Annotated in this window: 28 protein-coding genes; 13 read left to right on the top strand and 15 right to left on the bottom strand. The window is 72.6% G+C overall.

Annotation, left to right across the window (positions count from 1 at the left end; genetic code table 11):
* Positions 1-121 precede the first annotated feature (121 nt).
* Positions 122-535, bottom strand: coding sequence for a rodlin (locus ACWF9Z_RS25440; protein WP_453605503.1), 414 nt, complete (start codon positions 533-535; stop codon positions 122-124).
* Between the two features lie 199 nt (positions 536-734).
* Entirely contained in the window at positions 735-1067 is a 333-nt protein-coding gene (locus ACWF9Z_RS25445; protein WP_453605505.1) for a hypothetical protein, read from the bottom strand.
* Positions 1068-1377: 310 nt separating this feature from the next.
* On the opposite strand from ACWF9Z_RS25445, the gene ACWF9Z_RS25450 reads away from it, so the two are divergent.
* The 3 genes from ACWF9Z_RS25450 to ACWF9Z_RS25460 all read left to right on the top strand — a co-directional run bounded on the left by ACWF9Z_RS25450 (position 1378) and on the right by ACWF9Z_RS25460 (position 3778).
* Positions 1378-1884: a SigE family RNA polymerase sigma factor gene (locus ACWF9Z_RS25450; protein WP_453605507.1), complete on the top strand. Its 507-nt coding sequence runs from the start codon at positions 1378-1380 to the stop codon at positions 1882-1884.
* 80 nt (positions 1885-1964) lie between these two features.
* A complete protein-coding gene (locus ACWF9Z_RS25455; RefSeq protein ID WP_453605509.1) occupies positions 1965-2768 on the top strand; it encodes a hypothetical protein in 804 nt (267 codons plus the stop codon).
* 608 nt (positions 2769-3376) lie between these two features.
* Positions 3377-3778 carry an ATP-binding protein gene (locus ACWF9Z_RS25460; protein ID WP_453605511.1) on the top strand — a complete coding sequence of 134 codons (402 nt, stop codon included), beginning with the start codon at positions 3377-3379 and terminating at the stop codon, positions 3776-3778.
* Between the two features lie 171 nt (positions 3779-3949).
* Here the strand turns inward: ACWF9Z_RS25460 and ACWF9Z_RS25465 are convergent, their stop codons facing one another.
* The 6 genes from ACWF9Z_RS25465 to ACWF9Z_RS25490 form a co-directional block, all read right to left on the bottom strand.
* Complete coding sequence (locus tag ACWF9Z_RS25465; RefSeq protein WP_453605513.1) at positions 3950-4180, bottom strand: hypothetical protein; 231 nt, start codon at positions 4178-4180, stop codon at positions 3950-3952.
* Positions 4181-4368: 188 nt separating this feature from the next.
* Positions 4369-5070: a 2-phosphosulfolactate phosphatase gene (locus ACWF9Z_RS25470; protein WP_453605514.1), complete on the bottom strand. Its 702-nt coding sequence runs from the start codon at positions 5068-5070 to the stop codon at positions 4369-4371.
* Positions 5071-5105: 35 nt separating this feature from the next.
* Positions 5106-6374, bottom strand: coding sequence for a YhgE/Pip domain-containing protein (locus ACWF9Z_RS25475; protein ID WP_453605516.1), 1269 nt, complete (start codon positions 6372-6374; stop codon positions 5106-5108).
* A 266-nt stretch (positions 6375-6640) separates the two neighbouring features.
* Positions 6641-6916, bottom strand: coding sequence for an isoamylase early set domain-containing protein (locus ACWF9Z_RS25480; protein ID WP_453605517.1), 276 nt, complete (start codon positions 6914-6916; stop codon positions 6641-6643).
* Between the two features lie 202 nt (positions 6917-7118).
* A complete protein-coding gene (locus ACWF9Z_RS25485) occupies positions 7119-7832 on the bottom strand; it encodes an alpha/beta fold hydrolase (RefSeq protein WP_453605519.1) in 714 nt (237 codons plus the stop codon).
* Positions 7833-7931: 99 nt separating this feature from the next.
* Entirely contained in the window at positions 7932-8726 is a 795-nt protein-coding gene (locus tag ACWF9Z_RS25490; RefSeq protein ID WP_453605521.1) for a UbiA family prenyltransferase, read from the bottom strand.
* Between the two features lie 193 nt (positions 8727-8919).
* Here ACWF9Z_RS25490 and ACWF9Z_RS25495 point away from each other — a divergent pair, with 193 nt between their 5' ends.
* From ACWF9Z_RS25495 to ACWF9Z_RS25505, 3 genes are read left to right on the top strand one after another with little or no spacing between them, the layout of a single operon-like run.
* A complete protein-coding gene (locus tag ACWF9Z_RS25495; protein WP_453605523.1) occupies positions 8920-9990 on the top strand; it encodes a type III polyketide synthase in 1071 nt (356 codons plus the stop codon).
* Positions 9991-9997: 7 nt separating this feature from the next.
* The gene (locus ACWF9Z_RS25500) at positions 9998-10534 is read left to right on the top strand and encodes an isoprenylcysteine carboxyl methyltransferase family protein (protein ID WP_453605525.1); all 537 of its coding nucleotides are present in this window, start codon (positions 9998-10000) and stop codon (positions 10532-10534) included.
* A complete protein-coding gene (locus ACWF9Z_RS25505) occupies positions 10531-11562 on the top strand; it encodes an NAD(P)/FAD-dependent oxidoreductase (RefSeq protein ID WP_453605527.1) in 1032 nt (343 codons plus the stop codon). The genes ACWF9Z_RS25500 and ACWF9Z_RS25505 overlap by 4 nt, the downstream gene beginning before the upstream one ends.
* Positions 11563-11778: 216 nt before the next feature.
* On the opposite strand, the gene ACWF9Z_RS25510 is transcribed toward ACWF9Z_RS25505, so the two are convergent.
* Positions 11779-12150 (bottom strand): hypothetical protein, encoded by a 372-nt coding sequence (locus tag ACWF9Z_RS25510; RefSeq protein WP_453605529.1) that lies wholly within the window; start codon positions 12148-12150, stop codon positions 11779-11781.
* A 286-nt stretch (positions 12151-12436) separates the two neighbouring features.
* Positions 12437-13174: an SDR family oxidoreductase gene (locus ACWF9Z_RS25515; RefSeq protein ID WP_453605531.1), complete on the bottom strand. Its 738-nt coding sequence runs from the start codon at positions 13172-13174 to the stop codon at positions 12437-12439.
* Positions 13175-13326: 152 nt separating this feature from the next.
* Here ACWF9Z_RS25515 and ACWF9Z_RS25520 point away from each other — a divergent pair, with 152 nt between their 5' ends.
* Positions 13327-13899 (top strand): TetR/AcrR family transcriptional regulator, encoded by a 573-nt coding sequence (locus ACWF9Z_RS25520; protein WP_453605533.1) that lies wholly within the window; start codon positions 13327-13329, stop codon positions 13897-13899.
* A gap of 75 nt (positions 13900-13974) precedes the next feature.
* Here ACWF9Z_RS25520 and ACWF9Z_RS25525 read toward each other — a convergent pair whose 3' ends face one another.
* Complete coding sequence (locus ACWF9Z_RS25525) at positions 13975-15039, bottom strand: WD40/YVTN/BNR-like repeat-containing protein (RefSeq protein ID WP_453605535.1); 1065 nt, start codon at positions 15037-15039, stop codon at positions 13975-13977.
* Between the two features lie 267 nt (positions 15040-15306).
* On the opposite strand from ACWF9Z_RS25525, the gene ACWF9Z_RS25530 reads away from it, so the two are divergent.
* The gene (locus tag ACWF9Z_RS25530; RefSeq protein WP_453605536.1) at positions 15307-15921 is read left to right on the top strand and encodes an SMI1/KNR4 family protein; all 615 of its coding nucleotides are present in this window, start codon (positions 15307-15309) and stop codon (positions 15919-15921) included.
* 183 nt (positions 15922-16104) lie between these two features.
* Here the strand turns inward: ACWF9Z_RS25530 and ACWF9Z_RS25535 are convergent, their stop codons facing one another.
* Positions 16105-16992, bottom strand: coding sequence for a LysR family transcriptional regulator (locus ACWF9Z_RS25535; protein WP_453605537.1), 888 nt, complete (start codon positions 16990-16992; stop codon positions 16105-16107).
* Positions 16993-17086: 94 nt separating this feature from the next.
* Between ACWF9Z_RS25535 and ACWF9Z_RS25540 the strand changes: the two genes are divergently transcribed.
* From ACWF9Z_RS25540 to ACWF9Z_RS25555, 4 genes are all read left to right on the top strand, one after another.
* Positions 17087-17824, top strand: a complete 738-nt coding sequence (locus ACWF9Z_RS25540; RefSeq protein WP_453605539.1) for an SDR family oxidoreductase — start codon at positions 17087-17089, stop codon at positions 17822-17824.
* Between the two features lie 212 nt (positions 17825-18036).
* The gene (locus ACWF9Z_RS25545; RefSeq protein WP_453605541.1) at positions 18037-18738 is read left to right on the top strand and encodes an aspartate/glutamate racemase family protein; all 702 of its coding nucleotides are present in this window, start codon (positions 18037-18039) and stop codon (positions 18736-18738) included.
* Positions 18739-18907: 169 nt separating this feature from the next.
* Positions 18908-19447 (top strand): EF-hand domain-containing protein, encoded by a 540-nt coding sequence (locus ACWF9Z_RS25550; RefSeq protein ID WP_453605542.1) that lies wholly within the window; start codon positions 18908-18910, stop codon positions 19445-19447.
* A gap of 255 nt (positions 19448-19702) precedes the next feature.
* Complete coding sequence (locus ACWF9Z_RS25555; RefSeq protein WP_453605543.1) at positions 19703-20011, top strand: hypothetical protein; 309 nt, start codon at positions 19703-19705, stop codon at positions 20009-20011.
* An 86-nt stretch (positions 20012-20097) separates the two neighbouring features.
* On the opposite strand, the gene ACWF9Z_RS25560 is transcribed toward ACWF9Z_RS25555, so the two are convergent.
* Complete coding sequence (locus tag ACWF9Z_RS25560; RefSeq protein WP_453605545.1) at positions 20098-20502, bottom strand: aggregation-promoting factor C-terminal-like domain-containing protein; 405 nt, start codon at positions 20500-20502, stop codon at positions 20098-20100.
* 451 nt (positions 20503-20953) lie between these two features.
* On the opposite strand from ACWF9Z_RS25560, the gene ACWF9Z_RS25565 reads away from it, so the two are divergent.
* The gene (locus tag ACWF9Z_RS25565) at positions 20954-21592 is read left to right on the top strand and encodes a hypothetical protein (protein ID WP_453605547.1); all 639 of its coding nucleotides are present in this window, start codon (positions 20954-20956) and stop codon (positions 21590-21592) included.
* Positions 21593-21670: 78 nt separating this feature from the next.
* Here ACWF9Z_RS25565 and ACWF9Z_RS25570 read toward each other — a convergent pair whose 3' ends face one another.
* Entirely contained in the window at positions 21671-22657 is a 987-nt protein-coding gene (locus tag ACWF9Z_RS25570) for an ABC transporter substrate-binding protein (RefSeq protein WP_453605548.1), read from the bottom strand.
* Position 22658: 1 nt separating this feature from the next.
* Positions 22659-24746, bottom strand: coding sequence for an ABC transporter permease subunit (locus tag ACWF9Z_RS25575; RefSeq protein ID WP_453605550.1), 2088 nt, complete (start codon positions 24744-24746; stop codon positions 22659-22661).
* Between the last annotated feature and the right edge of the window lie 30 nt (positions 24747-24776).

Genomic DNA, 24776 nt, shown 5'->3' on the forward strand with positions numbered 1-24776 from the left:
GTTCTGCGGGTTGGACAGCACGTTGACGTCCTGGACGCCCACGTTGGCGAGGATGGCCACCAGGGACTGGGCGTTGACCTTGACCGGCAGGCCCCGAGGGGCCCGGGGTGGCGGGGTCGCGTCAGCTTCCGGCGGACACGTTGCCGGACAGGACCGGGATGTTGTCCAGGATGTGCGAGAGGGGCTCGTCACCCTTGGCCTGGGTGGAGTTCTCGGCGCACTGCTGGTTCTGCGGGTTGGACAGCACGTTGACGTCCTGGACGCCCACGTTGGCGAGGATGGCCACCAGGGACTGGGCGTTGACCTTGACCGGCAGGGCGATGCAGGGCTTGTTGAGCGTGCCCTGGACCGCACTGAGCTGCGGGCTCATGGCGCCGGCCGTCTTCTGGTTGCCGTAGATCTGCTGGGACCCGTTGCCGTTGACGGTGTTGACCCCGTTGTCGTTGCCGATGGCCATGGCCGGGGCGGCCACGGCGGCGCCCGCGCCGATAGCGGCGGCGGTGGCGGCAGCGGTGACCATCATCTTCTTCAGCATGCTCAGGCAATCCTTCACTGGAAATGGGGACCTTGCCCCGGGAGAAACTCGCTCTGGGAACGACTGCGAAGCGCAGACGTAGCGGCAGGTCACCCGTTCGCGTGGCGGTGGGCGAAGCGACGACGGGCCGTCCACCGGTCGATCGCCACGCGAGAAGGGCGCGCCGGTCACCCGGTCGGGGTTCCCTCGCGAGCACCGCTCAGATCAGGGAGCAGGCTCCACCGATGAACTGGTGCCCGGTGTCGACGCCTTGCTTCTCGAGGTCCCTGAACGGACTCACGAAGAAGTAGACGGGCTCCTCACATCGGTAGGTGCCCGAAGCCGTCGTGACCAGGTTGTCCTCCGGGCCGCCGCGACCGTCGCGGTCGCAGTGGTAGGCCACGACCATGTCCGGCCCATCGGTCACCGTGCTGCCGCAGGCGACCGCGGCGCCCTCAGCGGCGGAACCGATCACGCCGAGACCCACGAGGGACACCGCGCCCAGCGCGACCGTCATGGCACCGAAGGCGGCTCGGGCAAAGGAGAGGCGCATCGATCTGACCTCCTTCGACAAGGGGAGCGCCGCCGGACGGACACACCCGCGACGGCACCGGAGAGGTGGACGCGCACCTGCGGACCGGTCGGCCGACCGGTACCGAGCGCCCGGCCAGTATGCGCGCCGGATCGCCGAACGGCCCTGCCGCGCAGCCGTTCGCCGGGCCGGTCGGGCGCACCCGGTCCGCCGCGACCGACGTCCGACCCGTGAGGAAAGAAAGCTCCCGCCCGCGAGACATCCCGACGTCTCACGTAGTCATGAGGGGTATGCACGGGGATCACAGCACAAGAGAACAGGCGGGGGCCGAGTGACATCAGCACAGGAGGACGCGTACCTGGAGTTCGTGTCCGGGAGGGCGAAGGCGCTGTACCGCTCGGCGTACGTACTCGCCGCCGGTGACTCGCACCTCGCCGAGGACCTGGTCCAGGAAACCCTCAGCCGGGTGTACGTGCACTGGAGCCGGGTGGCCGGCGCGCAGAGCCCGGCGGCCTACGCCCAGACGGTTCTGGTCCGCACCTTCCTCAGTCTGCGGCGTCGGCGGAGCACCGGCGAACGCCCGATCGGGAACCTGCCCGACAGCGCGGCCTGCGGCCCGGACGCCGCACTGCGGGTGACCCTGCTGGGCGCGCTCGGCCAACTGCCGCCCCGTGACCGGGCGGTGCTGCTGCTCCGCTACTGGGAGGACCGCAGCATCGAGGAGACCGCCCGGATGCTCAGGCTGAGCAGCGGCGCGGTCCGCTCCCAGGGCACCCGGGCGCTCAGCAGGCTGCGCGCGCTGCTCGGCGACAGCTTGTCCGACCTGGTTCCGCACTGAGCACCGGCGCACGGCGGCCGACACCGTCGCACGCCGCACGCCGCACCGCCCCTATCAGCGACAGAAAAGGTGACGCCAGCATGCCGTTCGAAACGGACCTCGCACAGGCCCTGGACCGTACGACCGATTCCCTCGAACCCGACCTCACCGCGCTCCTGAGCGGGGCCGTCCGGCGCGGGCGGAACCGCCGGCGCCGGCGCACCGCCGGCGTCATCGCCGCGGTCGGCGGCTGCGCCGTGATCGCGGCAGCCGCTCTGGTGGTGCCCGGCGCGCTCGCCGGAATCCGCTCCGCGGGCTCCGACATCGAGCCGGTGGCGTTGGCGATGCCCCGTTCCGCGATCACCGGCACCCAGATGATCCAGGCCCTGGAGATGACGCTCCCCGGGGGCCGGTTCAGCGAAGTGACCGGGCAGAGCAACGATCCCTCGGATCCGTCCGGCGGGTACGTCGCCAACGGGGAGCTGGTCGTGGACGACGGGCACGGCGCCGCCTTCGTCGGCGTCTCGGCCATGCGGCTCAAGCTGCCGCTCAGGGACGGCGACGGGCTGAGCTGCGAGCGGACGCCCGCGCGTGCCGCAGGGGACACCTGCACGCTGAGCGAGCTGCCGGACAGTGCCGCGATGCCCGGCGGGGCCGTGGTGATGTCGGAGCAGAACGCGGCCGAGCGCCCGGCCCGTGCCGACACCGCCCGGCGCTGGACGGTGACGGTGACCCTGAAGGCGACCGGCGCGCAGCTGCAGATGGTGCAGTGGAACAGCACCGGCGGCGGCAGCGGCTCCGACACGCCGAAGCCGACCCGTACCGCTCCCCCGCTCTCCGAGCAGCAGGCCGTGGCCGCGCTCACGGGGGCCGCCTGGGCGCCGATCCTCGGCGCCGTAGCCTGATCCGACACGCCACCGCACGCCCGTGGCCGGCCTCCGCCGGACGGGTGAGCCGGCCTCACGCGACACGTGAGCGGTCCGCCGCGTCCCGGGAGCGCGGGCCCGGGCGCCGGCCGGGGCGCGGGCCCGGGCTCGAATCCGGGCTCGAATCAGGGCGCGGATCAGGGCGCGGCTCAGGAACCCGGGCCGCCGCCCCGCCCGCAGGGCAGCAGTTGGAGTGCCCGGTCAGCCGCGGCGGAACAGGTCCACCTCTGCCGACCGGTGCCTGCCGCTCGGCGCGGTACCCGCTCCGCCGGGGACTTCGCGGCCCTCCTGAAGCCACTGCCGTGCGACGGCGTCGTAGATCGGCGAATCCGAAGTCCTTCCGTCGACCGCCCACGGGTCGGCGAGGCCCCTCTGCGCCGGAACGATTCTCTGGTCCATGACCGGCCCAACGACCCGGCACGGGGCGCCGTAGCGGGCCGTGATCCATCCGTCACCACCCGATGTCCCCTCTCGTCCGGCGGGCAGGCCGGACGCCCACCGCCACCGGAGATCGCGGGGGGAAAATCGGATATGAGCACGCAGGAGGGGTAAGTGCCAGAGAGGCCCACCAGTCGGAGGGAGGATCCGTGGCCCCACCCGCCCCCGTCCTCGACCAGTCCGTTCCACGCACTGGTCAGCCCACCGCAACCGCGCGTGACGCCACCCGGAGCTTCCTCCGCCGCGCCGCGCAGACGAGAGCTCCCACCCACCCCGAGAACACCGACGCCGTGCTCCTGATCGTCGCCGAACTCATCAGCAACGCGATCCGCCACACCGACGGACCCTGCACGCTCCATCTGGAACTGCACGAGGACCACGTCGAAATCCGCGTCACCGACACCAGCCCCTATCCGCCCCAGACCCGCCCACCCCACACTGACGGAACCGGCGGCTGGGGATGGCAGTTGATCGACTACCTCACCACGCACACCCACACGCAGCCCACTCCCGGCGGCGGCAAGACCATCTACGCCGACACCCCCTGGTAGTCGCCGCCTCCCCGACGCCCCGGGCCGCGCACGGCATACCCCCGCCACGTACCCCGGCAGCTCGCCCCGCGCCGGACGGACGGGCGGACGGGCACGGCGCCCGGCGCCCGGACGTGACAGAGCCCGGCCGGGTGACTACGGGCCCGGCCGGGCTCTGCGTGTGGGGTCCGCCTAGAAGTCGTCGTCCCGGACGGGACGGACGTCGCGGACGGCTCGGGCGTCACGCCCGCCGCCGAGCAGGTCTTCCTCGCGGCGCCGCTCCATCTGCTCGGGGCGCTGGCCACCGCGGGAGGGAGTACCGGGCGCGGGGGTGACCGGGCCCGGCTGGCCGGGCCGCTGCGGGCGCTGCTGCTCTTCGCGGCCCTTGCCCGGCTCCTGGCGCTTGTTCTGCGTACCGCCCATGACGGCGACTCCTTGATTCGTGAGTGTGGGGTGGTGCTCCTGCCCTCTCAAGCTGACACAGGTGGTGACGCTTCGCATCATTTCGACTACGGGGTGGAGTGGGCGGGTGGTCTCGTACGGCACGCCGCCGGCTCTCCCACCGCTTCGTGCGCACGCCTCGGGCACGAGGCGGAGGCCGACCGCGCCGGTCAGGCCGGACCCTCGTCGCTCGGCGAAGGCATCGCGCGGGGACGCAGGACCATGAGCGAGCCTTCCGGGGCCGCCACCATCGCGAAGGGGAACCGGTCGATCTCGAGACAGAGCGCGACGTCATCGGGGTGGACTCCTTGACGCACCCCCTGCACCAGTTCGGCGGCGGCACGCGACTCGGCGGCGCGGCGGAGGAACTCAGCGGCATCCGTCCCCGCCCCGGTGGCCCTCCGCGCGATGTAGTGAGCGCACGCCAGGTCTTCGTCGGCCCGCCCGTCCTCACCGGTGACCACGAACGTCACGCTGTCGCTCTCGCTCGTCCGCACGAGCCGGGCCGTCGCCTCCGCCACCACGAAGCTGGCGCACAGCACCAGCGGCGCCTCCTTGACCGCGAGTGCGCCGACCGTCCCGGCCGTGGTCTTCTGCACGACGGTCCGTCCGCCCAGGTCCATGGACCGCAGCAGGCCGGGCGAGTTGACGGTGTCGAACCCGGGTGCGGGTGGACCGTCTTTGAGCGCCACCCAGTCCGGGTGGCGCGCCTTGAGCGCCCGGGCCTCGTCCAGCGACTCAGCGAGAACGATCTTCTCCGCCCCCTGGGCGAAGGCCCAGGCAGCCACGGTGAAAGCACGCATGACGTCGACCACGACCGCCACGGAGGGGACGTCGGTCAGATCGGTGATGCCAAGGAATCGAGCGTCCATACCGATCATGATCGCGCACCCGGGGGCGGGTCTTCTCAGGCGGGTTGGGGGGTGAGGCGCTTGTGGCCCTTGCGGTCGTAGTAGGTGGTCATGGCGAAGCCGAAGAGCAGGGCGAGGAACGTGCCGATCGCGATCATGACCCAGGAGCGGGTCAGTCCGGCGTCGCCGCGGGCACCGAAGTACAGGATGGCGCGCACCCCGTCGCTGAGCTGACGCATCGGCTCGAAGTGGGACAGGAAGCGATAGAAGCCGGGCACCGCCTGGAGCGGGATGGTGGCACCCGACGACGGCAGTCCGAGAACGATGAAGACGAACATGGACACCAGTTGGCCCAGGCCGCCGAAGGCCGCGTTGATGGCCTGGACGCCCAGGCCCACGGCGAGGGCCGCGCAATAGGAGTAGATCCACAGCAGCGGCAGGTGGGACGCGTCCATGCCGAGGATGCCGACGCACGCCAGGAGCACCAGGGAGCTGCTGACGAGCGTGATGCCCGCCGTCATCACCATCTTCAGCAGCAGCGTCTGCGTGCGGTTGATCGGCACGGTGGGGCGGCGGGTGTGCCAGGGCCCGATCTCGTTGTCGGCGTAGCCGAGGGCCGTGTCGACGCCGTTGCTGATGACGTTTCCGCCCATGAAGCCGGCCAGGACGAGCAGCAGCGTGTAGTAGAAGGCGGTCAGGCCGAGCCCGCTGTGGGCGCCGATGGGGTGGCCGATTTCGGTGAGGACCTTGACCGGGTCGACGAGCAGGAGCTGCGTGGTGGGACTCGCCTGGGCGCCGACGGCCGCCGTGAGCTGTTTGCCGATGGACTGCGAGGCACTGTGGGCGGCCCGGGTCGTGATCTGACTGGCGAGGGAGGAACCGAGGCTGCCCTTGCCGGGGTTGGTGAGCACGGTGATCGTCGGCTGTCGCGTGGCCCCCGTCGTGGTGAGGGCCGTGACGGAGTCCGTGAAGCCGGCCGGGACCACCAGGGCGCCGTAGACCTTGCCGGAGTCCAACTGGTCCTGCGCCTGGGCGCGGGTCAGCACGCGCCAGTCGGCCTTGCCGCCCGCGCTGTCGGAGCCGATGGCTGCCGTGATCTGTGCACCGAGGTTCGCTTGCTGCCCGGCCGGCGGCTTGCCCGTGTCGTCGTTGACGAGGGCGATCGGCAGGTGGCTCAGTTCGGCGTTGGGGTTGACGACGCCGCCCATGTAGAGCAGGGACAGCAGCAGGGCGAGCAGAGCTGTGAGGATCGTGGGCAGGAGCCACAGTCGGGGACGGCGCAGCAGCGTCGAGGCACTGACTTCCGTGGCGGCGGACTCGGACATCGCTCTCCGTAGCTTCCCGGCGGTGCGGGGATCGGACCTGGGCTGTGGCGGCGGACGGGTGACCGCACGCCGACCGTACGAGCCATCAGGATGCGGCCCCGCACGGCGCGAGCCGCACCCCGCCCCGCCCCTTCCAAGCGGAGGACGGCGCACTGGAGTTGCGCGGTGTTTCCACTCAGACGATGCGCGTGCCCGACATCACCGGGACCCGCGTCTGATCGGCCTCAGTCCCGCCGGCCCGCGGTGAAACGCGATCGGGCCCGGCACTAGGTACGGATGCGGTTGTTGGCGCCGTCGTGGCCGTCCGCGTGCTCGTCGTCGAACCAGTAGTCCCCGGCGGCGAGATAGCGGAAGGAGTGCGCGCTGCTGGCGGCCAAGGCGACGCTGACGGCGCGGGTACCGTCGCCGCGGGGCTTGAGCGGGTGCGCGGAGGGGTCCCACTCGTTGAAGTCCCCCACCACGCTCACCGGCCCGTCCGGGGTGCCCTCGGGAAGGACGAAGGTGACCTGCGTACCGTCTTTGAGCTTCTTGCGTTCGAGCACGGGCGACTCCAGCCTCAGGGACACGAAGAAGGGGGAATGTGCCCGTGCATTTTTGCCCCCGCGCCTGCCCGAGGACGCGGACACGGCCGGGCGACCGCGCCAGGTCACCCGGCCGGCCCCGGACCGGGACACGCGTTCGGTACCCGGCCCGCTGAGGGTGGACCGCCGGAAGGCCTGGCCGGCGGGCTCGTAGCCTGCGGGCTCATGGCCGGCGGATGGGACCGGCGTCCTCGTCCGAGAAGAGGAACGCCGAGACCGCCTCGCCGAACGCCTCGGGCGCCGCGTGGTGGATCAGGTGTCCGACCGGGATGGTGATCATGTGTCCGCCGGGGACGCGGCGGGCGAGCTCGGCGATGCCGTCCTGGGGCACATGGCTGCGGGGACCGCCGGCCAGCACCAGGGTCTCGGCGGTGATGCGGCTGAGCCGCTCCAGCCACCTCGGGTCGGGCAGGTCGATCTGCCGCCTGATGGCCAGCACCATCTCCCAGTCGAAGTCCAGGTCGCCGTCCGGCCTCGTCGGGATGGCCGGCTCCCGGGGACGCGGAACCGGAACGTCCTCCAGGACGAGCCGGCGCACACGCCGCGGATGCTCCTGCGCGAGCAGGCAGGCCACGACCCCGCCCATGGAGTGCCCGATCAGGTCCACCCGGTCGAGCCCCAGCGCCTCGAGGAACCGGAGCACATCGGTCCGCATGAGTTCGAGGGAGTAGTTCCCCGGCCGGTCGCTCCGGCCGTGCCCGCGCAGGTCGAGGGCGTAGACCCGTCGGCTGCGGGCGAGGGCGGGTGCCACCTCGTCCCAGTCGGTGACGTTCTCGCCCAGCGCGTGCAGCAGGACGAGCGGCACGGCGTCCAGCGGACCCCGCACCTGATAGGCCAGCCGAACCCCTCCCACGTCGACCGAGCGGTGATCAACCATGTCCGGAGGATAAGCACAGGGCCGCGCCGAAGGACCAGCGTTCACCGACGGCCGAACCCGACTCCCTGTCGGCCTCCGGCTCCGTACCCGGGATCGCGCTCAGCCGGTGGGCAGGGCGTGACCGGCCAGGACCAGGAGCACGGCGTCGGCTCCGGCCAGGGCCAGGATGATCAGGAAGGGCATCCGGCCGCGTGCGAGGACGGGCGGTGCGGCCAGGGCCGCCAGGCACAACGCCAGGGTCACGCCCAGCAGGAGCCGGCCCGCGGGGGTCACCGGGCCCGCCGGGCCGAAGGTCACCACCGTGCAGGAGGCGAACGCGAGGACGGCGGCCAGCGCGATGGATGCCCGTCGTCCCAGTCGCTGCGGAAGTCCCAGCACACCGCCCGCGATGTCCTCGTCGATGTCGGGCAGGGCGTTGGCGAAGTGGGCGCTGGTGCCCAGCAGGGCCGCTGCGGCGGTGAGCCACACCGGCGGCCAGCCGGCCGGCGTCGAGGTCAGGGTGAGGAAGGCGGGAAGCAGTCCGAAGGCGACGGCGTACGGCAGCCAGGACGCGGGAGTGTGCTTCAGCCACAGGTTGTAGGACCAGGCCGCCGCGACGCAGCCGATGTGGACCCAGCCTGCCCGGGCGCCGCAGGCCAGCGACAGCGGGACGCAGGCGACCAGGGCCGCGCACGAGGCCGCCGCCACCGCTCCGGGCCGCACCTCCCCCCGGGCGAGCGGCTTGTCGCGGCGGCCGGCCGCCGCGTCCCGCCGCACGTCCACCCGGTCGTTGCACCAGCCGATCGACAGCTGGCCCGCGGCGACGGCGGCGGCCGCCGTGATCCCGGCGGCGGGTCCGAGCCCGACGGCGGCGGCCAGCAGGGCCGCGAGGAGGGTGACGGCGGCGGCAGGCACCGGATGACTAGCTTGCAGGAGCCCCCGCACGGGTACGCGGACGGGCCGCCGGGCCGTCGCCGCCCCGGTGGGCGCGGCGGGCGCGGTCGCTCCTTCGTCGGTGGTGGCGGGCACCGCACCACGCTATGCGTCCGACGCGCCCGTGGCGGCCGTGTTCAGCGTGCCGACGACCCGCTGTCCCTATGTTGGAGCAATGACACGGGTCCTCGCGGTGAGCACGGTGTTCCCGCCACACCGCTACATGCAGCAGGAGATCACCGACGTCCTCGCCTCCTGTCTGCCGTCCGGGGCCGACGGCGCGCTCCTGCGCCGGCTGCACGGCGCGGCCCAGGTGGAGACGCGCCACCTCGCCCTCCCCCTGGACCAGTACCGAAAACTCGGCGGCTTCGGCCACACCAACCGTCTGTTCGTCGAACATGCCGTCGCCCTGGGTGCCGAAGCGGTCGAGCGGGCACTCGACGAGGCGGGGATCCGGGCCGAGGAGATCGACCTGGTCGTCTCGACGACCGTGACCGGCGTCGCGGCGCCTTCCCTGGAGGCCCGGCTGGCCGCGCGGGCCGGCCTGCGGCCCGACGTCAAGCGGGTGCCGATGTTCGGGCTCGGCTGTTCCGCCGGGGCGGCGGGGCTGGCCAGGGTCCACGACTTCCTCACCGGTCGGCCCGACGGTACGGCGCTCCTGCTGTCCACCGAACTGTGCTCGCTCACCTTGCAGCCGGCGGACACCTCCATGGCGAACCTGGTGGCGGGAAGCCTCTTCGGAGACGGGGCGGCCGCGCTGCTGGCGGTCGGTGACGACCACCCGTCCGCGGCGGCGCCCGGGGCCGGCCCGTCCGGACCGGTGGTGGCGGCCTCGCGCAGCCGCCTCTACCCGGGGACGGAGCACCTGCTGGGCTGGGACGTCGGCGACTGGGGCTTCCGCATGGTGCTCGGCCGCGAGGTACCCGACCTGGTCAGGCTGCACGTGGCGGAGGAGATCGAGTCCTTCCTCGCCTCCCACGATCTCAAGCCCCGGGACGTGGCGGCCTGGATCTGCCATCCTGGCGGCCCGAAGATCCTGGACGCGCTCGCCGACGAACTCGGCCTGCCGGACTCCGCCCTGGCCCCCTCCCGCCGTGCGCTGGCCGCCACGGGAAACCTGTCCTCGGCCTCGGTGCTGCAGATCCTGCGCGACACCCGCGCCGCGGCGCCGCCGCCGGGATCGACCGGCCTGATGATCGCCTTCGGTCCGGGCTTCTCCTCCGAACTCGTGCTGCTGAACTGGTGAGCGCGTGATGACCCCGTACACCGCGCTGGTCCTGCTGGTCATCGCCGAACGGTTCGCGGAACTCTCCGTCGCGCGCCGCAACGGTGCCTGGAGCCGGGCCCGGGGCGGCCTCGAACACGGGGCCGGGCACTACCCGGCGATGGTCGCCCTGCACACGGCCCTGCTGCTCGGCTGCCTCGTGGAGCCCTGGGCGGCCGACCGGCCCTTCCTGCCCCTGCTCGGCTGGCCGGCGCTGGTCCTGGTGGTGGCCGCCCAGGGCCTGCGGTGGTGGTGCATCAGTTCCCTCGGACCACGCTGGAACACCCGCGTGCTGATCGTCCCCGGCCTGGAGCTCATCACCCGCGGCCCCTACCGGTACCTGCGCCACCCCAACTACCTGGCGGTCGTCGTCGAGGGCATGGCCCTTCCCCTGGTGCACACCGCCTGGATGACCGCCCTGGGCTTCTCGCTGCTGAACGCCGCCCTGCTGACCGTACGCATCCGCTGCGAGGACGAAGCCCTGACGCCCGTACGGCCCGTCCCCGCCCGGGGCACGGCCCCGTGATCGACCTCCTCGTCGTGGGCGGCGGCCCGGCGGGCCTGGCCACCGCGATCCACGGAGCGCTCGCCGGGTTCGACGTCACCGTCGTCGAACCGCGTCCCGCGCCCATCGACAAGGCCTGCGGAGAGGGTCTGATGCCCGGCGCGGTGCGCGCCCTGAACGCCCTGGGCGTGGAGGTGCCGGGCCGGCCCCTCCGGGGCATCCGCTATGTGGACGCCGCCGGCGAGCGGCGCGCCGAAGCGGTGTTCCGGGCGGGCCACGGTCTCGGCGCGCGCCGGACCGTGCTGCACGAGGCGCTCGCCGCCCGGGCCGCCGAGCTCGGCGTCCCGGTCGTGCCGCGCCGTGTCCGCCAGGTGAGCCAGTACGACGGGTACGTCACGGCGGACGGCATGGCCGCCCGTTATCTGGTGGCGGCGGACGGACTGCACTCGCCGACCCGGCGGGCGCTCGGCCTGGGCGAGCGGCCGACCGCCGGACGGCAGCCGCCGCGGTACGGGCTGCGGCGCCACTACCGCGTCGAGCCGTGGAGCGACCTGGTCGAGGTGCACTGGTCGGCCGGCTGCGAGGCGTACGTCACTCCGCTGGGCCCGCGTCAGGTCGGCATCGCGGTCCTGACGTCCGAACACCTCCCGTACGACGCCCAGCTGGCCCGCTTCCCCCTGTTGCTGTCCCGGCTCGAAGGGGCGGCGGACCGGACGCCCGTCCGGGGCGCGGGTCCGCTCCGCCAGCAGGCCCGTACGCAGGTGGCCGGCCGGGTCCTGTTCGTGGGTGACGCGGCCGGGTACGTGGACGCTCTGACCGGCGAGGGACTCGCCCTCGCCCTGACGTCCGCCGCCGAACTGGTGCGCTGCCTGCGCGAGGGCCGCCCGCAGGCCTACGCACGCGCGTGGCGCCGGCTGTCCCGCAACTACCGGCTGCTGACCAAGTCCCTTCTGTGGGCCCGCAACCAGCCCCGGCTGGCGCCCCTGATCACCCCCACCGCGGCCCGCTTCCCCGGATTGTTCCAGCAGGCCGTGAACCTGCTGGGGTGACGGAGTCGGGCCGCGGGGCCGGAGCCGGGAATCGGAGCGGGGAATCGGGCGGGGAATCGGGCGGGGAATCGGGCGGGGAAGCGCAGCGGGGTAGCGCAGCGGGGTAGCGCAGCGGGGGGGCGACGCCCACGCTCCGTCAGCTGCTGTCGCTGCACCGGCTCCTCACGCTCCGTCGGCTCCCTGCGGGACGCCGGATCCCTGCGCGCCGCGGGATCGCTACGCCGCGGTGCCGGACTGCCTGCGGGGCGCCGCGTCGAGCAGGGCCCACACGCGGCGTCCGTCATCGCCGAGGTCGTCGCCGCAGCTGTCCAGGGTCGCCAGTCGCCGGAGTCCCTCGAAGACGTTCCCCTCCGGCGCGGTCCCCGCACGATGGCTCAGCGCGATCACGAGGATCTTCTCGTCCTGGTCGCCGAGGTGCACACTGACCCGTCGGCCACCGTCCTTCACGGCCGCGTCGACCAGAAGCCGTACGGCGGCATCGAGGTCCGGCTCACTCAGCCCCGGATAGCCCCAGGTGCGCACGGTCTCCAGCGCCTGATCGGCCGCCTTCTTCGACGCCCACTCGTCCACGCGGAAGGTCAGGGCCACCGTCTGCCGATTCCTGATCCGCATCCGAGGCCGGGGCACGGCCAGGGGGCCCGCGGAGGTCGTGGTCGGTTGCGGCCTCGGGGGCTCCACCGGCTTCTTGGGCGGCGGGGGCGACTTCGGCGGGTAGGACGGCGGCACTTTGGGCCCTGCGGCCTCCGGAGAAGTGGTCAACTCGTCCTCCCGGGTGGTGACTACGAGACGGGACCATCCTGGCAGGCCGTGGGAGGCATCGGGGGGAAACGCCCGTCTCGCCCTCGAACGGCGAGGGTTCGTTCACCCGGTGCGGTCAGGTCTGCACGGTGGGCCGGACGACGATCTCGCTGACGTCGACACCGTCGGGCTGCTCGATCGCATAGGCGATGGCCGAGGCGACGGCGGAGGGCGGCATGGCGATCTCGTCGCGCTGCCGGGTCAGCGCGGCCGCGACTTCGGGGCCCGCCCCCTTGCCCACGCCCTCGGTGTGCGTGAAGCCGGGCGAGACGAGGGTCACGCGCAGGTCGGGGCCCGATTCCTGGCGCAGACCTTCGGTGAGCACCTTCACCGCCGTCTTCGTGGCCGCGTAGACCGCCTGCGGGGATTTGACGACGTAGGCCGCGGTGGAGCCGACATTGACGAACTGGCCGGACCGCTGGCGGCGGAACACGGGCAGTGCCGCCCCGATGCCGTTGAGCAGGCCGGTGATGTGGGTGGCGACCATGGCGTCCCAGTCGTCCTGACGCAGTGCGTCGAACGGCGAGACGGCCATCGTGCCCGCATTGGAGACGAGGACGTCGAGCCGGCCGAACCGGTCGATGGCCGTGTCCGTCAGACGCTGGAGGTCCTCGCGGCGCGTGACGTCGACGACGACGCCGGTCGCGCTGCCGCCCTGGGCGGTGATGGCGGCGACGACCGCGTTCAGCCGGTCCTCCCTGCGGGCGCCGAGTACGAGCCGGGCGCCCCTTTCGGCTAGGTGGATCGCGGTCGCTTCGCCGATGCCGCTGCTGGCACCCGTGATCGCGACGACCTTGTCCTGAATACCCGACACGATCGGCTTCCTTTCGTGCGTGTGTGCGCTGGTCAGGGAGTTGACCTAAAATGAAAACGGGGACGCCCCCACTTCCGCAAGCTAAGTGGGGGCGCATCCGTTTGGCAAGTCGACGGCACTGAACGGCACTGGAGAAGGGATGGCGGACACCGATGGCCGACGAGGCGCACCGACCGCTGCGGGCTGACGCGCGGCGCAACAGGGAGAAGATCCTCAGCGCTGCCGTGCACGTGTTCACGACGCAGGGGCTGGACACGCAGATGGAGCGCATCGCCAAGGAGGCGGGGGTGGGCAGCGCGACCCTGTACCGCAACTTCCCCACCCGGGAGGCCCTGGTCGAGGCGGTCTACCGCAACGAGGTGGCCCAACTCTGCGACGCGGCCCCCGCCCTGCTCGCACAGAAGGCACCCGCCGAAGCCCTGCGCGCGTGGACACGCCTCTTCCTGGACTACGTCACCGCCAAATACGGCATGATCGACGCGCTGCGCACCATCACCGCCACGGGCCGCAACCCGTACGGCCACAGCCGGGAGTTGATCCAGGCCGCCATCACCTCGCTCATGGACGCGTGCGCGGCCGCCGGGACCATCCGTACCGACATCAAGCCCACCGACATCGGTGCCGCCCTCGAAGGCATCGCCCTCACCTCTGCGGGCGCTGAGCACCGTCGGCAGGCCGAGCGCCTGCTCGACCTCACCCTGGACGGCCTCACCGTCCGCCCGTGAGGACGCGTACGCGATCCCGGGCGGGCGGACCACGGAGGGCGGCGAAGTCCGTGTCTCCGCCCGCCCCTCCCCCGATCAGCCCAGGCCCACCCTCTCCAGACGCCCCACGCGCCCCTTCTCCCCCGCCGCCCAGCAGCCCCCGTCCGCCGTGCAGGCGACCGTGTCGAACGACCCCGGATCCAGCGACCGCCAGGTGCGGCCGCCGTCCCCGGTCACGTCCGTGCCCGTCGGGCCCACCGCCAGGGCCGTGCCGGCCCCGTACGGGAACCAGGCCGCGCCCGAGCGGTAGGCCGGCGGCGGGGTCGACGCCTGGCGCCAGCTGCGGCCCGCGTCCGAGGACACCGCCGCGGCCTGCGGGGAGGCCTGGCCGGTGCGGTAGTCACCGCCGAGCGCGAGGCCCCTCGTACGGTCCCGGAAGGCGAGGGCGAAGACCCCGCGCGCCGGGTCGCCGGCGGGGACGGTGGAGTCGGCCGCCTTCCAGGTCAGGCCGCGGTCCGCCGAATGGAGCACCCGGGCCGTCGCACCCCCGCCGGTGGCCAGCCAGACATCGCGCGACCCGGCGGCCACCAGGCACTGGCCACTCGCGGCGAAGCCCGCCTCACCCGGTAGCGCGTCCGGCATCCCGGCATTCGGCAGCACCCGCCAGCTCCGGCCGCCGTCGTCCGTGGACAGGATGCGGAACTTCCCGTCCACCGGGTCGCTCATCGCGAGCCCGTGCCGGGCGTCGAAGAAGGTGAGGCAGTCGTAGAAGGCCCGCGGGTCGGGGTTCCGGAAGGTCTCGGTCCACGTGGCGCCGCCGTCCTCGGTGCGCAGCACCCGGGAGGCCTCGCCCTCGCCGATGGACAGGGCCACGGCGCGCCGCCCGTCGAAGGCCTCGATGTCCCGCAGCTCCAGCCCCTCCGCGACGGCTCCCGGTGGCGAGACGTCCTGCCAGCTCCGCCCTCCGTCCGAGGTGCGCAGCACGGTCCCCTTCGAGCCGGCCACCCAGGCCGTGGACCGGCTGACCGCCGCCAGCCCCCGGAACCGGGCGTCCTTCCCGGTCTCCTTCAGCGCCCAGCCCGCGCCCCGCAGGTCCCGTAACTCGCCCGCGGCCTGCGCCGGAGAGGCCACCACCCCCAGCAGCAGAGCCGCCGCGCACATGCCAACTCCCAGAAGTCTCATGGCGTCGGAAGCTAACGCACCCCGGATGGGCCGTCCAGGGTGCGTCGCGGCCCCGGGCCTCCCACAGCGGGCCGCCGGCGTCCGCCGAGCCCGAGGCCCACGACGGCAGACACCTCACCGTCGCCTACGGGCCGCGTTGCGTGTCCTGGAACCGGGGGCCGCGCACCACGGGGGCCCGGCCGATCGAGGCCGCGTCAGGTGGTTGATGCTGTCCTGAACATTCGCCGACGAGCACCTTGGGCAGCCATGACCGACTACGTGCAGGCCGTTTTCGACATGCTCGGCCCGGCGGAGAATCGTTACGCCGATCCTGCTGCTTGGCTGCGCATCGAGCAGGAGATCGGCAGAAGCCTTCCCCCGGACTACAAGGCCATCGTCGATGCGTACGCTCCCGTCCGGCTCAACGGGCACCTCGGCCTCTCGTCCCACCCGGCCTGTGCGTGGCGGAACCTGGGCGAGATGATCCGGTCGGATGCGGAAACCTGGGACGAGTGGCGGGCGTGGGAGGACGACGACCTGGAACCCGACGCCGACCCCCGTGTGATCTGCAACCGCCCGCAGATCACCTTCGGCACCCCCGACGGCCTCATCCCGCTGGCCGACACGGACCAGGGAGCGGCCGTCTTCCTGGCCCCAGAGGTCCACGGGTTCCCCGACGGGATAGTGGTCCAGGGCTCGGAGGCCGACTGGGCCGGCCACCCCATGAACTTCGCCGAGTGGCTGTACCGCTACCTGGTCGGTGAAGAGATGGCCGGCTGGGGCAGCGCGGCCCTCTACACCGGCCCCGTCCGCCTGGAGTATCTGTCCACCGCACCGGACCAGCGGACCCGCGAGGCCTACGGCCCGGAACGCGGAATGTGAGTCGACACCGAACGCGCACACCTCTTCCGGCCCGCACGAGGGCACGGCGGAAGGTGATGCGGTCGGCGACGGCCGCGCAGGGCCGAGGGTCGCCGAAGGTCTCGTCCCACTCGGCGAGCGGTGCGTTCGTGGCGTGGTACCGGCGTCCGAACCGGGCGAGGAGCGAGCAGGTCTGATCGAGGTTCAGGCCGAGTCGCGCTGCAACGGTTTCAGCTGGGTGGCCGTGCGGATCAGCTGGGCGAGGGCGCGGGAGCGGCTGTGCGGGGGCCAGGCTATGTGGGTGATGACGGGGGGTGCGTCGGCGAGGGGGACTGCGGCGTGTTCGGCCCATAACCAGGCGTGGGAGGAGTCGGGGCAGATGGCCGCGGTGCGTCCGAGGGCGATCAGCTGGGCCAGTTGGGTCTGGTCGCGGATCTCGGGGCCGGGGCCGGGAGGGTAGGCGCCGTTGCGGGGCCAGCGGGCGAGCGGAAGATCAGGGACGTCGGTGACGTCGGCCATGGTCAAGGTCTTGTGCGCGGCGAGGGGGTGCCCGGCGGGCAGGACGGCGATCCGGCCCTCGGTGAGCAGTTCCTCGCTGTCGAACCCGGCGAGGGAGTTGAACGGCGTCTGCATGAGTGCCACGTCGGCGCGACCGTCGCGCAGCAGTATTTCCTGTTCGCCGATACCGCAGGGCAGCACGTCGACCTCGGCGGCGTCGGGCTGGGCCCCGTAGGCGTCGAGGAGCTTCCGCAGCAGCTCTTGGGACGCGGCTGCCTTGACCGCCAGTACCAGGCGCTCGCGGGTGCCACCCGGATGATCGGCGCCACCGGCGCGACGGGTGCGGCGTGCGGCGGCGGTGGTCGCGTGCAGGGCGGCGCGCCCCTCGTGCAGCAGGACCTCTCCGGCGCCGGTCAGCGCGACGCCGCGGCGGTTGCGGTCCATGAGCGAGACGCCGAGGCGCCGTTCGAGCTGCTGGATCGCCCGGGACAACGGCGGCTGGGCGATGCCGAGCCGCTCCGCGGCGCGACCGAAGTGCAGTTCCTCGGCGACGGCCACGAAATACCTCAACTCGCGGGTCTCCAGGGTGTCCATGTCCGGAGCGTACTCCACCGTGATACCCCACGAGTATCACTGGATGCCCTATCGGTGTTGGTCGCTTCGCCGCCGTTCAGTGAGCATCAATGACATGAGCGAAACGAAGATTGCGCTGGTCACCGGCGCGAACAAGGGAATCGGGTACGAGATCGCGACCGGTCTGGGCGCCCTCGGATACCGCGTGGGCGTGGGAGCCCGGGACGAGGCCCGGCTCGAGACCGCCGTGGAGAAGCTGCGCGCAGCCGAAGTGGACGCGTTCGGGGTGCTGCTGGACGTGACCGGCGACCACAGCGTCACCGGGGCCGCGGAACTGATCGAACGGCAGGCCGGGCGCCTGGACGTCCTGGTCAACAACGCAGGGATCTCGGGAGACTCCGGCCCGGGGTGGGTGCAGGACCCGACCACGCTCGACCTCGACGTGGTCCGCACGGTCCTGGAGACCAACGTCCTCGGCGTCATCCGCGTGACCAACGCGATGCTGCCGCTGCTGCGGCGCTCCACGTCGCCGCGCATCGTCAACGTCTCCAGCGGCGTCGGCTCCCTGACCCGGCAGGCGGACCCGAACATCGAGATCGGCCCCATCATGGCGGCCTACGCACCGTCGAAGTCGTACCTCAACGCCATCACCTTGCAGTACGCCCGGCAGTTCGCCGGTACGAGCATCCTGATCAACGCCGCCTGCCCGGGCCTGGTCGCGACCGACTTCACCGATTTCTACGGATCCCGCACCCCCGAGCAGGGCGCAGCGACCGCGATCCGGCTCGCCACGCTTCCCGACGGCGGCCCGACCGGTTCGTTCTTCGAAGACGACGGCGCCATCCCCTGGTGACCTACGGGCGCCGACGCCCGGCCACGGGGCACGACCAACGACCTCACATGTCGGGTGCGCCCACGTCCTCCCCGATCCCTCCGGCAGGCCCATAGCCGCGAGTACATCAAAGTACTACTTATGGAGATGCGTCGCATGTCGCGTTTCGCTTATGCTCAGCGTGGGACGAGGACGAGACGCACTGGCACCGGAGCGGGAGCGGGGAGACGGGCATGAAGACGATCGGGCTGATCGGTGGGATGAGCTGGGAGTCGACGGCGGAGTACTACCGCATCCTCAACGAGCTGACGCGCGAGCGGCTCGGCGGGCTCCACTCGGCTCGCTGTCTCCTCTACTCCGTGGACTTCGCGGAGATCGAACAGTTGCAGGTCCAGGGCCGCTGGGCGGAGGCCGGCGAGGTGCTGGCGGCCGGGGCGCGGTCGCTGGAGGCGGCCGGCGCGGATCTGCTGCTCATCTGCACGAACACCATGCACAAGGTCGCGGACTCCGTCGAGGCGGCGGTCTCCGTCCCCCTGCTGCACCTCGCGGACACCACCGCGGCCGCCGTCCGCGCCACGGGACTGCGCCGGGTGGGGCTGCTGGGCACCGCGTTCACCATGGAGCAGGAGTTCTACCGGGGCCGCCTCGCCGCGGGCGGGCTCGACGTCCTCGTCCCGGACGCCGAGGGGCGCGCGCTCGTACACCACGTGATCTACGAGGAACTCTGCCTCGGCATCGTCCGGGACGCTTCGCGCACGGCCTACCGCCGGGTCGTCGAGGACCTCGTGGCCGCCGGCGCCGAGGGCATCGTCCTCGGGTGCACCGAGATCGAGCTCCTCATCGGGCCCGAGGACAGCCCCGTACCGGTCTTCCCTACCGCCCGCCTGCACGCCGAGGCGGCGGTCGACGCGGCCCTGGCCGACCACGCCGGATGAACGCGGCGGCTGACCGCGCGGCGGCCGGACCCCGCCGCACCGGGGTGCGAGTTCGCGCATATGTGCTGGTGGGCGCGGGTGTGCGCCGCGACCTAGAGTGACGCACTGTCCGCCGCCCGTCGGGCAGGTCGGCGGCGGTGATTCGGTTCCGCTACGAGGGAGGCCGGTCATGGCCAGTGCGTTTCAGGAGCGCAAGCTCAGGGGGATGTTCGCCGCGTTCGACGCGGACGGCGACGGCTACTTGCGCGAGGAGGACTTCACCGCGCTCGTCGACCGCTGGAGCCGACTGCCCGGGGTCGGCCCCGGGACGGAACTGCGCGTGCGGGTGGAGGCGCTGCTGATGGGCTGGTGGGCGGCGCTGCTCGAAGCGGGCGACGCGAACGGGGACGGCGCGGTGGACATGGGTGAGCTGCTCTCACTCGTCGACAGGCTGCCCGCCATGGTCGCGGAGGTCACCGCGACCGCCGACACCATGTTCGCCGCCGTGGACTCCAACGGCGACGGCCGCATCTCGCCGGAGGAACACCGCCGACTCGTCGAAACCTGGAACGGGCAGCCCGTGGACATGGCTGGCGTCTTCGAGCTCCTCGACCTGAACGGCGACGGGCACCTCAGCCGCGAGGAGTTCGCCCTGCTGTGGCGGCAGTTCTGGATGAGCGACGACCCGGCGGAACCGGGCAACTGGCTCTGCGGCCGATTCGCCTACTGAGTCCTGCCTTCACGGCGGAGCCGGGCGGACGCAGGCTCGGACGGGCGGACGGGCGGACGGGCTGACGGGCGCCGCGCTTTGCGCGCCGGGCGGGGGCGCGTACGCGACGCCCCGCCGGGCCTGGCCGGGCCTCGCGGCCGGGCTCCGCCGCGCGTGGGCCGTGATCTGTCCGGTGCGTGATCTTCGAATCGCCTCGCGCGTGGTTGACCGCGCATGCGGCCCGCGAGATCCTTTTCCAGCCGACAGGAGGTAACCGTGACCACTTACGTCATCACCGTGCCCGGCACGTTCCTGAGGGACGTCGACGACGCAGCGCGCTCCAAGCTGGCGAGGAGGCTTGCTTCGCACCACACCGACCTGAGCGAGACCGAAGACGTGGAGCTGCTGACGGTCCACGAGGCCGGCACCTTCTCCGCCCGTCTCGAGGTCGAGGCCCCGGACCGGGCCACGGCCGAGGGTGACGCCGTCCGCCTGGTGGCAGGAGCCCTCGAAGAGCTGGGGTTCTCGGAGAAGGACGCACCCCTGGGCCCTCCGGCGGTCACGGGTATCGACGGCGAGTTCTGAGCGCGCGCCTCTCCGCTCCCACACAAAGACGCCCGGCGGGGAAGTCCCGGCCGAGCGTTTTCGTGCGTCTGCTGCCAGCTGGTGGCTTAGTACCAGTGGTTGGCGGACCAGAAGTTCCAGGCGCCGACGGGGCTGCCGTAGCGGGAGTTCATGTAGTCCAGGCCCCACTTGATCTGGGTGGCCGGGTTGGTCTTCCAGTCCGAGCCCGCCGAGGCCATCTTCGAGGCCGGCAGGGCCTGGACCAGGCCGTAGGCGCCCGAGGAGGCGTTCGTCGCGGTGTGGTTCCAGCCGCTCTCGTGCGAGATGATCTTGTCGAAGGCGGCGAACTGGGCCGGGTCCTTGATCATCCGGTGGGCGATCGCCTTCGCGTCCATCGGAGCCGCCTGGGCGGGGACCGTGGCGAGCATGCTGCCGGCGACGCCCAGGGCGACGAGGGAGCCGGCGAGGGTCTTCTTGGAAGCGGCGATGCGACGGATGACCGAGCGGGACACGGATGAACCTTTCGAAGGGGGCAAGGGCCGTCGCAGCACGTCGAGACGTGCGTGAGCCACTCACACGGGGGAGAGAGGTTCGTCGGCGGCGGGTGAAGCACCCGTGCCGCCCGGCGACTCATCCAGTTCTACAGACGCCCCGGGGGCCTGGCAACGAACCCTCCTACTACGGACCCCCCTAGACAGAGCCCGGCCACCCGTCGCCGGGCCCGGGCCCATACGTGCTGATGGGAGCCGGTACCAGGGGGGCGCCATCGCCCCTCCGGAGGCTACTAGGCCGGTTCGTATGTGACGTGGGCCCTATGGGGCGGGTCACCCCCGGGGCACCCGAATCTCACCGAGAGCGATCGACCGCACCCTTCGGGAGACCGGGCCGAATGTCCGAAATGCACCGAAATCAAAGGAAATCTCGGCGGAGAGCCGCCCTCTGGCCGATACGAAAGTGATCACGATGTCGCCACTCGCCGCCCTGCCCGCCCTGCCCGCCCTGGACCTGCTCGACGCCCGCCTGGAAGCCCTCTGGGACGGAGCGGACGTCCGCCGCCGCGCGGCCGGCAGCCTCCTGGAGGAGTTCCGCAGCCGCCGTTGCCCCTGGAACGCGGCGGCACTGCGGCTGCTCAACGACGTCTACGCCTTCGTCGGCACCGGTCCCCGCCCGCACGAGGACTGGGTACTCGACGTCCTCGCCGTACTCCACCGGTCGGTCCGCGACCCCCGCGGCTGGCTCCGCCTGGACCGGGACCGTACGGGCGCCGCCCGTAGCGCGGTACCCGCGTATCCCTTCGCTCCCCCGGCCGCGTCAGCGTTCCGAGAGCGCGTCCACCCCCTGGAAGCGGAGGCGGCGGTCGGCGCGGTCGCCGTCATGGCCGAGGAGTGGCAGTCGGAACCGGCCCCCGTCCGCTCCCGCCCGGACCGTGACGCCGTCCTTGCGGACGCCCGCACCCTGCTGGACCGCTACGGCCCCACCGCGCGCTACTGGACCAACGCGACGGCCGCCGCCTCCGACCCCCCACCCCCCCCGTTTGCCGGGGAGCCGCTCCCCCGCTCCTGCGGGCGGTTGGCTCCGGACGACCCGGTCCGGACCTCGTGATCTGCCCGGCCGGCCGGGGCGCCGCGCCCTTCCCCTCCCTACGGCGGAGGGGAAGGGAGGGGAAGGGCGCGGGGATGATCAGTTCATCCAGGGCTTCCACACGTCCTCGTGGCGCTCCACCCACTTCTTCGCCGCCTGCTGCGGCGACAGCTTCTCCTCGGCGATCATCAAGGAGACCTCGTTCTGCTGCTCCTTGGTCCAGTGGAACTTCTTCAGGAAGGCGGCCGCCTTGCCGCCCGACTCCGCGAAGCGCGTGTTGAGGTACTTCTGCAGCGGTGTGTGCGGGTAGGCGCAGGCCACCTTCTGCGGGTCGTCCGCGCAGCCCTCGGTGTACTCGGGGAGCTTCACCTCGGTCATCGGGACGCGTTCGAAGAGCCACTGCGGTTCGTACCAGTAGGTCAGGAAGGGCTTGCCTTCCTTCGCGAACTGCTTGATCTGGGTGATCTGGGCCGCCTCCGAGCCCGCGAAGACCACCTCGAAGTCCAGGCCCAGGTTCTTCACCAGCGCCTTGTCGTTCGTGACGTAGGACGGGGAGCCGTCCATCAGCTGGCCCTTGCCGCGGCTCTCGGGGGTGCGCAGTTGATCCGCGTACGTGTCGAGGTTCTTCCAGTCGGTGACATCGGGGTGGGCCTCGGCGAAGGAGGTGGGGACGAACCAGCCGATGTGGCCCGTCACCCCCAGGTCCCCGCCGGGGGTGATGGTCTTCTTGCCCTCTACGTAGCGCTTCTCCTGCTCGGGGTGGCCCCAGTCCTCCAGGATCGCGTCGACGCGGCCCTGGCTGAGGGCGTCCCAGGCGGGGACCTCGTCGACCTGGACGGTGTCCACGCGGTAGCCCAGCTCGTGTTCGAGGAGGTAGGAGGCGACGGCGGTGTTCGCCTGGGCGCCGACCCACGACTGGACGGAGAGGGTGACGGTCTTCGCGCCTTGAGCGGCGGCGTACGGGGAGGCCTGACGGGTCATGTCGGCGGCTCCGCAGCCGGTGAGCACGGCGAGTCCGGTCGCGGCGGCGAGGACGGCACCGGCGCGCCGGCGGCGCTGGGTGCGCCGGGTGGGTGCGTTGCGCATGTCAGGCCTCCTTCGCGGGCTGGGTGACACGGTCGAGGAGCAGGCCGAGGCAGACGATGGCGGCTCCGGCCACGAGGCCGGTGGCCAGGTCGCCCTGGGCGAGGCCGAGGACGACGTCGTAGCCGAGCGCGCCGCCACCGACCAGGCCGCCGATGATGACGACGGCGAGGACCAGGACCACGGCCTGGTTGACGGCCAGCAGCAGCGCGGGCCGGGCCAGGGGCAGTTGGACCTGACGCAGCAGCTGGGAGCGGGTCGCGCCGAGCGAGCGGGCGGATTCCACGACGGTCGGGTCCACCTCGCGCAGGCCCTGGACGGTGATCCGGACGACGGCGGGGAGCGCGTACACCACCGCGGCCGCGGCGGCCGGTGCGCGGCCGACGCCGAACAGCGCGACCACGGGGATGAGGTAGACGAACTGCGGCAGCGTCTGACAGATGTCGAGGACGGGCCGCAGCAGCCGTTCGGCGCGGGCACTGCGGGCGGCTCCCACGGCGATCGCGAAGCCGAGTACGAGCGTGACCGCCACGGCGGCCAGCACCTGGGAGAGGGTGTCCAGCGAGGCTTCCCACACGCCGAGCACGCCGACGGCGCCCAGGGCGAGGACCGCTGTGATCGCGGTGCGCCAGGTGCCCGCGAGGAGGGCGAGCGCGCAGGCGACGAGGAGGAGCAGCCACCAGGGTGCGGCCTGGAGTCCGGCGCGCAGCGGGTCGAGGATCCAGCCGGTGAAGCGGGCGGCCCAGTCGGCGGTGCCGCCGACGAGGGGGACGCCGGAGTAGAGGTGGTCGGTCATCCAGGCGACGGCCGAGTTGACGGGGCCGGCGAGGGAGACGGTCCAGGACTCGGGCCACAGGGAGCTTCCGGCGATGCGGCCGGCGACGGCGGCGGCCACGGCCGCGAGGAGGGTGAGCAGCCGGCCGTACCAGCCGGAGAACACCCGGCGCAGCAGGTGCCGGTCGCCGAGGGGTACGGGGGCGGCGCCGATCCGGCGGCCCGCGGCGTCGGCGGTGCGGTCCATGACCACCGCGAGCAGCACGATCGGGATGCCGGCGGCCAGGGCGGCGCCGACGTCCACGGAGGCGAGGGCCTGGTAGACGCGGTCGCCGAGGCCGCCCGCGCCGATCACGGAGGCGATGACGGCCATGGACAGGCCGGTCATGATGGCCTGGTTGACGCCGAGCAGGAGCTGGAGGCGCGCGAGCGGGAGCCGGGCGGTCAGCAGTCGCTGGCGCCCGGTGGCGCCGAGCGAGTCGGCGGCCTCCAGGACCCCGGCGTCGGCCTCGCGCAGGCCGAGGGCGGTGAGGCGGGCCATGGGCGGGGCGGCGTAGACGACGGTGGCGAGGACGGCGGCGGGCACGCCGATGCCGAAGACCAGCACCATCGGCAGCAGGTACGCGAAGGCGGGGAGGATCTGCATGGTGTCGAGTACGGGGCGCAGCACGCGGTCGGCGCGCCGGGAGAGCCCCGAGGCGAGGCCGAGCAGGGCGCCGAGCACGACGGAGGCGGCGACGGCGACGACCATGAGCGCGAGGGTCTGCATGGTCGGCACCCACATGCCGAGCAGCCCGCAGGCGGCGAAGGCGGCGGCGCAGGTGAGGGCGAGCCGGACGCCGGCGAGGCGCCAGGCGACCAGGGCGGCCAGGGCGGTGACCCCGGTCCAGCCGGCGGCGAGGAGGAGCACGTACACGGCGCGGACGGACACCACGACGGCGTTGCTGACGTGCCCGAAGAAATAGAGGAACAGCGGGTGGCTGTCGCGGTGGTCGACGATCCAGTCGCCGGCGCGGCCGAGCGGGCCGGACAGGTCGACGGCCAGGGCCGCGGGCCAGCCGCCGGCGCCCGGGAAGGCCACGGCGAGCGGGATCAGCAGGACGGCTGCGACGCCCAGCGGGAGGAGGACCCGGCGGCGTGCGGCAGGGCCCGGCCGGGATCTGCGGGGGCGGTCCTGCGGGGCGGGCTCCGTGAGGGCGGGACGCGGGCCGGCGGTCCGTTCGGAAGACTGCGGGGCTTCCGAAGGGGCGGCGGCGCGGGTGTCGGGCGGGGTGTGGGTCGGGGTCGGGGTCGGGGTCGGGGTCGGGGTCGGGGTCATGCGCACCACCTCCGGGCATCGGGGACGGGG

The organism is Streptomyces sp. NPDC054961 (assembly GCF_053609145.1).